10 protein-coding genes are annotated in these 13,421 nt (G+C 39.5%); 8 read left to right on the top strand and 2 right to left on the bottom strand.

The window, feature by feature from the left end; all coding sequences use genetic code 11:
- The first annotated feature begins 41 nt into the window (after positions 1-41).
- From AC1EU2_RS01365 to AC1EU2_RS01330, 8 genes are all read left to right on the top strand, one after another.
- Positions 42-2,936 (top strand): TonB-dependent receptor plug domain-containing protein, encoded by a 2,895-nt coding sequence (locus AC1EU2_RS01365; RefSeq protein WP_480296190.1) that lies wholly within the window; start codon positions 42-44, stop codon positions 2,934-2,936.
- Between the two features lie 299 nt (positions 2,937-3,235).
- Positions 3,236-4,018, top strand: a complete 783-nt coding sequence (locus tag AC1EU2_RS01360; RefSeq protein ID WP_480296189.1) for a DUF3450 domain-containing protein — start codon at positions 3,236-3,238, stop codon at positions 4,016-4,018.
- Complete coding sequence (locus AC1EU2_RS01355; RefSeq protein WP_480296188.1) at positions 4,018-5,373, top strand: MotA/TolQ/ExbB proton channel family protein; 1,356 nt, start codon at positions 4,018-4,020, stop codon at positions 5,371-5,373. Before AC1EU2_RS01360 ends, AC1EU2_RS01355 begins: the two co-directional genes overlap by 1 nt.
- Entirely contained in the window at positions 5,373-5,900 is a 528-nt protein-coding gene (locus AC1EU2_RS01350; RefSeq protein WP_480296186.1) for a MotA/TolQ/ExbB proton channel family protein, read from the top strand. The genes AC1EU2_RS01355 and AC1EU2_RS01350 overlap by 1 nt, the downstream gene beginning before the upstream one ends.
- Before the next feature lie 13 nt (positions 5,901-5,913).
- The gene (locus AC1EU2_RS01345) at positions 5,914-6,318 is read left to right on the top strand and encodes an ExbD/TolR family protein (RefSeq protein ID WP_129947177.1); all 405 of its coding nucleotides are present in this window, start codon (positions 5,914-5,916) and stop codon (positions 6,316-6,318) included.
- Positions 6,319-6,321: 3 nt separating this feature from the next.
- Positions 6,322-6,939 (top strand): energy transducer TonB, encoded by a 618-nt coding sequence (locus AC1EU2_RS01340; RefSeq protein ID WP_480296185.1) that lies wholly within the window; start codon positions 6,322-6,324, stop codon positions 6,937-6,939.
- Between the two features lie 5 nt (positions 6,940-6,944).
- A complete protein-coding gene (locus tag AC1EU2_RS01335; protein WP_480296184.1) occupies positions 6,945-8,186 on the top strand; it encodes a tetratricopeptide repeat protein in 1,242 nt (413 codons plus the stop codon).
- Positions 8,187-8,405: 219 nt separating this feature from the next.
- The gene (locus tag AC1EU2_RS01330; protein WP_480296183.1) at positions 8,406-9,803 is read left to right on the top strand and encodes a hypothetical protein; all 1,398 of its coding nucleotides are present in this window, start codon (positions 8,406-8,408) and stop codon (positions 9,801-9,803) included.
- A gap of 134 nt (positions 9,804-9,937) precedes the next feature.
- Here the strand turns inward: AC1EU2_RS01330 and AC1EU2_RS01325 are convergent, their stop codons facing one another.
- A complete protein-coding gene (locus AC1EU2_RS01325; RefSeq protein ID WP_480296182.1) occupies positions 9,938-11,416 on the bottom strand; it encodes a hypothetical protein in 1,479 nt (492 codons plus the stop codon).
- A 374-nt stretch (positions 11,417-11,790) separates the two neighbouring features.
- Positions 11,791-13,416, bottom strand: a complete 1,626-nt coding sequence (locus tag AC1EU2_RS01320; RefSeq protein ID WP_480296181.1) for a PfaD family polyunsaturated fatty acid/polyketide biosynthesis protein — start codon at positions 13,414-13,416, stop codon at positions 11,791-11,793.
- Between the last annotated feature and the right edge of the window lie 5 nt (positions 13,417-13,421).

Here is a 13,421-nt window from a genome sequence, read left to right as displayed (position 1 = left end):
ATTGATTATAAAAAGACATAAAATGTCCAGGGAGATAGACAATGCTTAACAATAATTTTCTTGCCAAGTCTGTACGCTTCGCATTAATCGGTGGTGCTGCAACAGCTGCATTATCGACGCCTGTATTTGCTGCAGAAGAAAATAATGATGAAATCGAAAAAATCGAAGTAACCGGTTCTCGTCTTCAAAGAATTAATAACGTAACAACCAGCCCTATTCTTTCAGTTTCAGCTGAAGAAATTCAATCTACTGGTGTTACGCGTGTAGAAGATTTCTTAAACGATTTACCACAAGTGTTTGCTGCACAAAACTCAACCGTATCTAACGGTTCAAGTGGTACAGCAACAGTTAACTTACGTGGCGTAGGTTCTGCACGTACTCTCGTTTTAATTAACGGTCGTCGTGTTCCAGCTGGTTCTGTAGGCGGTTCATCAGTTGCTGATTTGAACGCAATTCCAGTTAATATGATTGAGCGTGTTGAAGTATTAACTGGTGGTTCTTCTGCATCATACGGTGCTGATGCAATTGGCGGTGTTGTTAACTTCATTCTTAAGAAAGATTTCGAAGGCTTCCAATTCGATTATCAATATGCGTTCGCTCAACATAGTAATGATAATAAAAAGCTACAAGGTATCGTTAAAGACCGTGGCTTCGATGTATCAGATGGACGAGAAGTTGATGGCCAAACGTCTGATTTTTCATTCCTATTAGGTGGAAACTTTGCAGATGGCAAAGGTAACGTAACGGCATACGCAACATACCGTAATATTAAAGCAATCACCCAAGATAATCGTGACTATTCAAATTGCGCATTATTCGGTAATGAAACAGACGGTTTCGTATGTGGTGGTTCAAGTACTATTCCAACAGGTCGTTTTACTGACTTCGCTGGCGGTTTTGACTACACGGTTCAAGGCAATGAGTTTGTCGACCGTGATGGCCTGCTTTATAACTATGGCCCACTGAACTACTTCCAACGCCCAGATGAAAGAAAGAACTTTGGTGTAACTGGTCATTATGAGCTAAACGATCATGCTACTATTTACACTGAATTAATGTTCATGGATGATCGTACAGTTGCTCAGATTGCACCATCTGGTAACTTTTTCTCTACAAGTTCTCTAAATTGTAATAACCCATTGTTATCTGATCAGCAGTTTGATGCGTTATGTACAAAGAACGGTAAAACTCGTGAAGATGATGTGGCTGTATTCATCGGTCGTCGTAATGTTGAAGGTGGCCCACGTCAAGATGATTTACGTCACACTCAATACCGCGGTGTATTCGGTGTGAAAGGCGAAATCAACGATAACTGGTCTTATGATGTATTCGCAAACTTCGGTACAACAGCATACATTCAAACTTATCGTAATGAACTTTCTAATGCACATATTGCCCGTTCATTAAATGTTGTTACTGATCCTGATTCTGGTGAAGCGGTTTGTAAATCGGCACTAGACGGTACAGATCCAAATTGTGTACCTTGGAATCTTTTTGAAACAGACGGTGTAACTCAAGAAGCGCTTGATTACTTAGTTAAGCCTTTATACGCACGTGGTGACACTGAGTCTTCACAGTTAAGTGCTCTTGTACAAGGTGACTTGACTGATGCTGGCTTTATGATCCCAGGTACAACAACTGGTATGCTATTCGCTGGTGGTATTGAATACCGTCAAGAATCAATGAACTTTGAACCAGATCAAGGCTTCACATCAGGTGATGGTGCTGGTCAAGGCGGTGCAACAACTGCGCTAAGTGGTAAGTACAACGTTGTTGACGTATTCGTAGAATTCGAATTACCACTACTTGAAGAGAAAGCATTTGCTGAAGAACTTAAGTTTGAGGGTGCATATCGTTATTCTGATTACTCGACAGGTAACCAAACTGATACTTACAAGCTTGGCCTAAACTGGAAGATCAACGATGACGTTCGTGTTCGTTCTAGCTTGCAACAAGCTGTACGTGCACCAAACATTGGTGAACTGTTTGGCTCACAAAGCCTATCGCTATTTAACTGGTCAAATGACCCATGTGCTGGTGATAGCCCTGCTTTCACTCTAGCTGAGTGTCAACGCACAGGTGTTACTGCTGCACAATACGGTAGCATTGCATCAAGCCCAGCGGGTCAATATAACCAGTTCGGTGGTGGTAACCCAGAGCTAGAGCCTGAAACTTCAACAACTGTTTCTGCTGGTATTGTATTTACTCCTACATTCCTTGACGGTTTCTCTGTTGCACTTGATTACTATGACATCGATATCGAAGATGCGATTGGTTCTATTGGTGCTGCTGACATCGTAGAACGTTGTGCAAAAGGCGATGATTCACTTTGTGGCTTTGTTCAACGTCGTGACGGTACAGGTGATTTATGGGTTGGTTCAAATGATAGTTCTGGCCGAGTTGTTTCAACATTAATTAACACTGGTAGCTTCTCGACAAGTGGTATTGATTTCGATGCTAACTATAAGCTTGAAACTGGCGCTGGTGATGTTCGCTTCAACTTAATCGGTACATACTTAACAAGCTACGAATATGAGCCATACACTGGTGCTGACGTTATTGAATGTGAAGGTAAGTGGAACCGCAGTACTTGTGGTGCTCCTTCTCCAGAATTCCGTAGCGTATTCTCTGCAGTTTGGTCAACTGAGTTTGATATGGACCTGACAGCACGCTGGAGATACAACAGTGCAACTGATGAGTTAACTTCAGATGGCTCTGAAGGTGATGAATTCGGTGCAACTAGCTACCTAGATTTATCTGGTAACTGGCAGGCAACTGAGTCTACTAACCTTTACTTTGGTGTGAACAACGTACTGGATAAAGAACCACAAGTTATCGGTAACGCACCGTCAGGTGAAGGTAACGGTAACACGTTCCCTGGTCACGTTGATGCATTAGGCCGTTACGTATACATGGGTGTTACAATTAACTACTAATAACCAGTTAATTACCCGGTAAAAAGCCACTGTATAATTGCAGTGGCTTTTTTGTTGGTTATAAATATAAACAACTTGTCATTCCACTTTAGATTAGTGACACAGAGTTATTGACACTGGTCAATGTTTTGTGGAATCATGCCCTCGGGTCTATGCCAAAGAACGCATAGAAAAGGGAAAATAAAAACAATCACAAAAGAAAGATGTACTTACGTGATTGGAGGTTGCTTCTAGTTGAAGTAATGCTTCATTGACAGTAAGTTAACACTTTTTAATTCACTTCAAATTGGTTGGGAACTATGTCCAAGGTAAGCAATAGAACGAAAATCGCTACTGCTATGGTTGGTTTGTTTGCACTAGCAAGCAGCAACCTAGTAGCCGCTGATCCTCTTTCTGACGCTCAAAAAGCAGACGGAAAAATCTTTACTGAAGCAAAAGCTTCACAAGCAAAAGTAAATAAATATTTTGACCAAGCACAGGACATGCTAATTGAGTATGACCAAGTTGCAGGTGAGCGTGAGTCATTGAAAGCATACAATGACTACGTAGCAAAATTAGTTGCAGACCAAGAAGCAACAATGCGCAGCATTCAAGCTGACATCGATGGTGTTGATACACTACGTCAAGGTGTTGTGCCATTAATGTTTAGAATGGTTGATTCTCTAGATAACTTTATCAAGCTTGACCTTCCATTTAACATGAAAGTACGTACAGATCGTGTTAAAAATCTTAAAAACCTCCTTAATTCAGCTGAAGTTACTCTGGCTGAAAAATTCCGTCTTATTCTTGATGCGTACAGCATCGAGCGTGAATACGGTGTAAGTACTAATGCCTATGAAGCTAAACTAAACCTAGATGGAAAAGAAGTATTAGTTGATATGCTTCAGTTCGGTCGTATCGCTCTAGTAGCTGAAAGCTTAGATCAAAAGCAAGCATGGCGTTATAACAAAGAAACTAAGACGTGGGATGCGTTAGATGATGGTTATATCCGTCAAGTAACAAAAGCCATCCGTCAGGCACGTGGCCAAGCTGCACCTGATATGTTTGCTCTACCAATCCCTGCTGCGGAGGCTGCTCAATAATGAAAAAGTTAATTACATCTGCACTATTAGCAGCTACCTTTTCGCTATCAGCAGGCATGGCAATTGCTGCGGATGCACCAACTTCAGTTGATCAACTGCTTAAGCAAGTTCAAACTGACCGTGCTGCAAAAGGCAAAGTAAATAAAAAGCGTGAAGCTGAATTTAGAGCAGAGCGCTCAGACAAAGCCTCATTAGTAAAACGTGAAAAACGTGCATTAGCTAATGAAAAACAACGCGGTAAAGACTTAAACCAACGTTTCTTAGATAACGAACGTAAAACTGCACAGCTAGAAGCTGACTTAATTTCAGCTCAAGGTGACTTGGGTGAGATGTTTGGTGTTGTTAAAGGTGAAGCAGGCGATTTCGCTGGCAAACTTGGTTCTTCAAACATTACTGCTCAGTATCCTGGCCGCGAAAAGTTTATCGCCGAATTAGGTGCGCGTAAGCAGCTACCAAAAATCAACGAGTTAGAAAAGTTTTGGGAAGCGCAGCTTTTCGAAATGGTTCAACAAGGTAAAATTGTTAGCTTTAATGCCGACGTAACCAGCATCGATGGTAACGTTAAAAACACTAAAGTAACACGTGTTGGTCCATTTAACTTATTAGCTGATAATCAATATGTTGTTTATAACGACACGTTAGGTTTGATTCAGCAACTAGGTCAACAACCAGGTGGTGAGCAAGAGTCAAGTGTTAAAAACTTCTTAGGCACTACTACTGGTTTTGCAAAATTATTTGTTGACCCAGCTCGTGGCACACTTTTGAATGTTTTCACTCAGAAAGCATCAATTGAAGACCGTATCGAAGCGGGTGGCCCAATTGGTTATATCATTATTATCCTTCTTGCTGTTGGTGCTTTAATTGCACTTTATAAGTTGGTAACACTGTATAGCACTGGCGCTAAAGTTAAGGCACAGCGTAAAAACCTTGAAAATCCTGGTAACAACCCATTAGGTCGCGTACTTAAGGCTTACCATGACAACAAGAATGCTGATGTTGAAACGCTTGAGCTTAAACTTGACGAAGCAATCCTAAAAGAAACGCCGAGCCTAGAAAGTGGTATTTCAATCATCAAAGTATTTGCAGCTATTGCACCTATGATGGGTCTACTTGGTACAGTAACGGGTATGATTGCAACCTTCCAAAGCATTCAATTATTCGGTACTGGCGATCCAAAACTGATGGCTGGTGGTATTTCAATGGCATTGATTACTACAGTTCAAGGTTTGATTGCAGCATTACCACTAATGTTACTACACGCTATTGTTACTGCTAAGAGTAAATCAGTGGTACAAGTTCTTGAAGAGCAAAGTGCAGGTATTATTGCTGCACACGCTGAGAAGAGGGCAGACTAATGATGCTATTCCTGATGGACGTCTGGGATTCCGTCAGGGGCTTCATGGCCGCCGGAGGCGATGTCCTTTGGTTGGTTGCGGGCGTACTATTTCTAATGTGGGTGTTAATGCTTGAACGCTACTGGTATCTAAATTGGATATCACCAGCGAAACATAAAGCAGTGATCAAAGCTTGGGAAGAAAGAGAGGATTCAACCTCTTGGTACGCACATCGCATTCGTGAAGCTTGGGTATCCCAAGCCAAACAAGAGCTACATGCGGGAATGCTTATCATCAAAACACTGGTAGCAGTATGTCCAATGATTGGTCTACTGGGTACAGTAACTGGGATGATTACAGTATTCGATGTGATGGCAGTGCATGGTACGGGTAACGCTCGTATGATGGCAGCTGGTATTTCAATGGCAACCATGCCAACTATGGCAGGAATGGTTGCAGCGTTATCGGGCGTGTTCTTTAGCACTCGTTTAGACGCAAAAATGAAAATCAGCATTGAGAAGCTAAAAGATAGCTTGCCACACCATTAGAGAGAGATTGAATATGGCACGTAAAAAGCATTCAAGCGTTGAAGATGAAGCGCAAATTGATATGACTCCGATGCTCGACATCGTATTCATCATGCTGATTTTCTTCATCGTGACAACATCATTTATCAAGCCTTCTGGTCTTGATTATGAAAAACCTGAAGCGAGTACAGCTCCAAGCCAACCTTCTTCTAACATCTTCATTGGTGTAAGTAAGACAGGTGTGGTTAAAATGGAAAACCGTAACGTAGATATCGAACGTGTAACAGCAAACGTTGAACGTATGTTGGCAGAAACACCTGATGCAGCTGTTATGATTGAGGCTGATAAAGCCGCAGAACATGGCATTGTTGTTAAGATTCTTGACAGTGTTAAGAAAGCAGGTGTTGACAAAGTGTTCGTATCAGCAGGGAAGGATTAATATATGTTCAGAGGAATAGTATCAGTCATAATTGGTGGTGCTGTTACCTTTGCCCTGTTTGTCTTCATGGCATTCTTAGTTGGTGTCGGCGCAGGCCGCCACGCTGAGAAAACGGAATCTCCACAGATTCAGATCAGCATGGAGCGTCAGGACGCATCGGTACAGGAGAAGCAAAGGGTTAAACCTAAGCCACCTACTCCGCCTGAGCAACCACCTAAGCCTGAGCTTCCGCCACCAGATACGTCGTCAAACATTGACACAAGCTTGAACTTCAACCCTAATGGTGTGAATACAAGTGCATCACGTGGTGGTTTCAAGCTTGGTAATATGATGACGCGTGACGGTGATGTAACTCCGATTGTTCGTACAGCATTGGAATACCCACCTCAAGCGGCACGTGACGGTAAAGAAGGTTATGTAATTTTAAGTTTCTCTATCAATACAGCAGGTGGTGTTGAGGATGTTAAAGTTATTGAAGCTAAGCCAAAGCGTATCTTTAACAAATCAGCTCGTCGAACATTGAAAAAGTGGAAGTACAAGCCACAAATTGTTGATGGTAAGCCTAAAAAGCGTGAAGGTTTGAAGATTCGTTTAGACTTTACATTGAACCAAGGAAAATAACAGAAATGGCAAAATTAAATAAATTTGCAGCTGCTGTTATGCTTTCTTTTGGTGCAATGACAGTGGCAACAACATCTGTTGCTGCTGAGAAATGTCCAATCGAAAAGCGTAAAAACCAAGCTGTTGGTCAAAGTGTAGGTAAGAAAATTCAACGTTCTTACAAAGCTTACACTGAAGGCAATATCGATGAGGCTTTAGCCATTCTTTTAGAAGCTAATGCTAAAAAGAACTTCGATAAAGCTTCTGTTTCTCGGATGCTAGGTAACTTCTACGCTGAGAAAAACCAGCTTGATAAAGCATTTGTGCAATTGAAACAAGCCGCTGATTTGAATGTTTTAGGTGGTACAGAGCATGCAGATACATTAAAGCTTGTTGGTATCATTGCTGTACAAACTGAAAAGTATAAGCTTGGCATTGAATACTTTAATAAGTGGTTAGCTTTTAGTTGTAAAGATGACGCAGATATCTATCGTTTGTTAGCTGCTTCATACTCTCAAATCAAAGATTGGGATAATGCAATTAAAACAGCGGATAAAGGAATTAAAGTTTCTGAAAAGCCGAATAAGAACTTTTATAACATCAAAGTTAATGCGTATTACAACAAAAAACAGTTGAAAAACGCAGTTAAAGTTCTTGAAACAGCGGTTCAGTTATTTCCAAGTGATCCAGCGTTTTGGAAGCAATTAGCACAGTTTTATCTGGCAACTGAAAACTATAAAAAATCACTTCAAACTTATGATTTAGCTTATAAAGCTGGTTTTATTGAAGCGAAATCTGACATTACAAAATTGGCACAGTTGATGTCTCAAGAAGCCCCGTATCATGCGGCTAAGCTTTATGAGAAGCATATGAAATCTGGTGTGATTGATAAGAGTGAAGCTAACCTAAAAATGTTAGCAGGCTTTTATCAAGGTGCAAAAGACTTCAGAACTGCTGCTAAGTATTTCGGTCAGGCTGCTGATATCACTAAAGACGCAAGTCTTTATATGAAACAAGGCCAATTATTGACTATTGTTCAGCGTTATTCCGATGCAATCAAAGCATTTAATACTGCGCTTAAGTCAGGTTTAAAAGCAAAAGGCAAAGCTCATTTTGAACTTGCTAATGCTTACTTAGGGTTAAAGCAATATAAACGTGCTTATAACAATGCTAAGTTGGCCACTGGTGATAAACAAGTTGGTAAGCATGCTAAATCTTTGATTCCTTATATCAAAGAAAAAGCTAGAATCAATAACATCACTCTATAAAACTGAGTTACATAACGTTCAGAGCTATTGAGTTACAAAATGCCAGTCAAGTTGAATGACTGGCATTTTTTATGTGTACGCATATTCTTTATTCATCCCTATATCCTCATCTCCTATTTTATATTTATTGTTTTTCAATGACTTATTGGTTGCCTTAATCGACAGTTATGTATTAAAGTTTGATTATCGAGTTTCAGGCAAAATTATAAGGATATAAAAATGCGCTTAACTTTTTTAATTGTATTAGTGTGTGTTTCTTTTAAAGTTGATGCATCTGTTTCTCCTATTATTCTGGACAATTACCCGCAATGTTCTGATGAAAAGGCAAAGACTATAACAGAAAAGAAATCTGTAAAAGCGGCAGAAAATAAAGATGAAAATCGTGAAATTGCCAGTAAGTTGCAGCTAGAACTCATAGAAAAGATAAAAACTAGAGCTGTAAATTTTGGAAGTAATGCAATTGTATTGACTCATAAAAAGAGTTTATTGAGTTCTGTTCCTGTTAATGGATTGGGTGCTACAAAATATGTGTCGAGCCTCAAATTAAGCTACAAGGCTTTGCTTTATAAAGACTGTGATTTATCACTCGGTTTTAAAAATAAGCCAACTCCTATCGCCAGTAATGGAAATAGGCACATTGTGGCTTTATCTAATCCAAGCAAGCAGTTTTTTTCATATAAATTTACATTGGATCAGGATCAGCAAACACGCCCCAAAATAGAGAGTGACAGCGTTTCTATTGCTGAAGGGGTATATGGCGTTAAGTTGCATGACTCAATTGAAAAAATTATCAGTAAGTTGGGTCAACCTTCTATACAATTTAAGAATAAAAATTACAGTATATTAGGTTATGGAAGAGCACATTGGTTTTACTTTTTTGATAATAAACTTGTTCGATTCAGTACAAAAACATCTGAGCTATCATATGAACTATTGAACCAATTAGAGTTCTTACCTTTTTTTGATGATAAGCAGTGGAAAGTAAATAGCATTATCCCTTATAAAGGTGAGTATCAAGATTTTAAAATGCACCTAAAGTCTGCTAAGCGAATAAATGATACATTCGAGTTCAGCCAATCAGAGAATAAATTAATCGCTGAGTTTTTTGAATCTACTAATTTTCATGAGGATAAAAAATCGAAATCTTTGGATGCCATTAGCTTATCGAATGGGCATCACGATTTTACTATTTCAAATTTGATAGTCGGTTCAGGTCTTCAAAAAGTTAATACTTTAGTAAAGAACAATACGCATTCAGTACCAAATGTATTGAAGGTAATGAGTGAACCTATTGCCAAAGCGTACACAGATGATCAATCAGTAGCTTATTTATTTGATCAACACATATTATTGTCATTTAAACATGGCAATTTAGCTAAAATCACTTTTTTAGATAATGCGCTTCCAGAGGAGGCTATTTCTACGAGATATAAGCCAACATGGAGCTTCGGGGAAGTTGGAGCATTAAAAGCTTATGATGAACTTAAGCATTTATTCGATGAAACAGCCATAGAAATGGATAACCAAGTTGAGTATGAAACGCAACTTTACAATGTTACGTTGATGTTTGATGAAGACAATCGTGAACTTTACAGTGCGAGTTTTGAAGTTCTTTGATCGAGCTTTTAATTATATTTTTTTATCTTAATTGGTTTTGTATTTTCTATTACTTCGGTGCGCTAGGTTCTAGTGCGTCGAAGCATAGACTCTTTTATTAGTAATCTTTAAGTACAGTATTAAAGTTAAATTAACTATGACTTGCTTTTCAAAGCCTGTTTAGCTTCTATTACTTTACTTTCTATAAGCTCTGCCACTTCAGAGTGCTCATCTCGAGCATCTTTAATCATATCCAAATACTCCGGTGCTTCACTAAGCTTCAGGTATTCTGCTGCGGACATTTGATTTAAAAACTCTAGCTGATATTCATCAGTTATTTCTGAAAACACCAGTTTGCTGATGAAAGGGCAAATAACATTCATTCGTAAATTTTCATCACATCGCTCCAGAACACTAAACCAATATTCAATGTTTTTATTTGAAAGCTGAGCGATTGCACTATCGAGTCGACATGCTGTGGCAAATTCACTCCAGCGTTCTTTTTTAACTCTTTGTATTAATACTGAAAAGCTTCCAAATGCCATTTCCGGGGGGCTGTCTTTTAACATCATACTTACCATTTCTGCTACTGGTGTGAATAAATGACATTCATAGAGACAAAATGCTAGTTCTTTGCCAACAGCATTATTGGTTTTGAGTAATTTATACATAAATGTTGAGAATTCTTTGTCTTCTTTAATGAAAGCTTGCAAAGCAGGCTTTAAAGAAGTGACTAAAGGCCTGACATTGACTGCATTGCGGATGAAACGAGAACCGCTATTACTTTTTAAATTAGTCAGAAGAGACTTGATAATGTGTAGAAACTCTTCTTTTTTACCTCGTAACGGTGCATTATTTAAAATGGCTAGCACATTCGCTTGATTCTTTTTACAAGCAATTTGAATGCTTGCATTAAAGTCTTCTTTGTTAAAGATCTCTTCCCATAGCTCATTATCTATTATTAAGGTGAGGAAAGTAGTGAACTTGTCGCTGTTAATATGAGGGCTTTTTACTAATACTGTAAAAAGTTCTTTAAGGAGATTTTGTCTTTCTGTATCTGGCAGAGCATTTAGCATTGCCATCATGTTTTCTATACTTACTTCTGATAGGCCTACCCAGTCTTTTAAGCTTAGGGGGAAAGTGGTAGTCACTGTTTCTTGTGTTTCGATCGAATCTATGTTCGTTTCCATCTCTAATGGCCTAAACTCTTGTGTTTCAATCGCACCTGCGCCTGTTTCCATATCAAATGACGTAACTGTTGCAGTTTTAGTTGCTGCTATTTCTTCCGGGGTTTCTTTTGCCATAGCTTTCGCAATTTTTTCAGCGCGTTGAGGTGAGATTTTCTTCATTGCTTCGAACATGAGCTTTTTATCACTTAAAAATGATGCGACTACAAACTCCATAGGAAGTGCATTTCGATCGGATTGCTGATATAAGCTGAGGTTCATAGACTGCATCGTCTCTTTATACTCTTCTTGTTCAGCATCAGAAGCTTTATTCACTCCCCAAAAACCTTTCATTTTTACCCAGTGGAGCTTATTTTGTAACTTACTGACAGTAAAACATTGTACGTCATTATTTTTATCGATATAAAATACATGGACGATGTTGTTCTTTTCTAAGTCCTTAGCCATGACATCAGTAAAGTCGAAGTCGTGAGGCTTGATTGGTTGATATTTAAATAAACTAGCCATTGTGCTGCTCTAAACATAGTTTGACCTAAGTACCATTCTTCACATTTCAGCTTCGCACTTCAATAATGAATAATTAAGGTTTAATGAAACTTAATTAGTCTTTTTTGTTTTCAACTAATAAATCACATACAAATCATGGTTTTTTGATTGTCGTGGACATTATCCTTAATAAGGAGAACAGAGCGGTGTTGAAAAGTGGATATGTAAATTTCAACCTACAGCACTGATAATCGTTTAAAACACCTCTCGTTTTTACTGTGCTGTAGATTGAATTAAGTTATTTTTTCAAATGAACCTTTTACGTAATGTATTAATCAAAACGCAGGCTTCCATCTCTGTAGCTCAACAGGAATGATTGCCCCTTGTGATTGCAATAAGTTAATCCTTGATTGATAGGCGGCGCCTACCATAATATGTCGGGTTAAATCTGCTGCTTCACGCTTTTGATAATCATCCAAGTATGAGCCTTTTGCCCAAGCGTTAAATGCGCCTAATGCAGGACCTGCCCAAATTTGATAATCCATTTCACGACCGGCTTCGCCGATATTTGACCAGCGGCTGGAAAGCCCCAAATACCAGCGGAAAATCAGCGCCATTTTACGTTTTGGGTTATCTTGTGCTCGTTCGATCTGTTTTGGGTCACGCTCATTAAAATGGTCAACGGTGCCTTTCCAAATATCTTCCAATGATGAACGGAATACTTGTTGTTCAAGTTTTTGCTTTTCATCAGCTGGAATAGTTTCGATTGAATCATAACGTGTGTAAATTTCATAAAGCTTATTGGCACGCATGGGGAATAACGTGCCACGCTTAACCACTTGCAGTTTTACGCCCATTTCGAACATGTCTGCTGCAGGTGCCATCGCTACGTCAGCCATTTGAGTAGTGGACAGGAGTTTACGTGTGTGTTCACTAGCACCCGCTTCAACACAAGCTTGATTGATAGAACCCGTCACAATGAACGCCGCACCCATATTAAAAGCTGCTAGTGCAGCATCAGGTGTACCGATACCACCACCTGCACCAACACGAAGTGGAGTAGGGTAGTTGTACTGTGCTTGCATTTCGTCTTTTAAAGCAAGCAATGTTGGAAGCAGAGTCACTAACGGGCGATTATCGGTATGACCACCAGAATCTGCTTCAGCAGTGATATCGTCAGCCATTGGTACTTCTAATGCCATTTGCATTTGCTCTGGGGTAATACGGCCTTCATCGACCAACTTTTGCAGCATCTTTTCAGGCGCAGGCGCCATGAATTTGCTTGCGACTTCAGTGCGACTGACTTTGGCAATGACTTTATTAGCGATGTGAATATTGCCTTGTGCATCACGGCTTAAGCCTGCGGCTCGGTAATACACAATTTGTGGAGTAAGCTTTAAAAACGCAGAAGCTTCAACAGTGCGAACTTGATGTTTAACATAAAGCTCTACGCTGCCCCACTCAAGTGCTGGTTCACTTGGACTATGGATTAAGTTAAACGCATAAGGGCCATTGGGTAATGCTTGCTGAATGCGTTTAATGGCTGACTCGACACGGCTTGGGATTAACCCTGCTGCGCCAAATGAACATAAGATACCTGCTTGCCCTAACGCAATCACCAATTCTTCTGAAGCAATACCATTTGCCATTGCTCCGGCATAATAGGCGTATTTAACTCCGTGTACTCGGCGAAAGTTACTGTCACCTAGGCTTTCAGTACCTAATGCTGGTGCAAAGGCACTGACAGGATATTGATTATCGAGTACTTGGTATGACGGGATTACAATGTTGGCTTGATGAGAAACGCCCAAACCTTTTTCACTGTGATTAACTAAATAACACGGTTGGTTCAAATCCTTCAAAGCTTTAGCAATCTCAGGTTTATCAAATTGCAGTTCAGACTCATCAATTTGCCAAGGCCAAGGACTGAGTTTGTTATTATTATCGAGTTGTAGTGTCATTTTTA

The organism is Parashewanella sp. 2304DJ23-3 (assembly GCF_056591695.1).
This window is presented reverse-complemented; position numbering and strand designations above follow the sequence as displayed.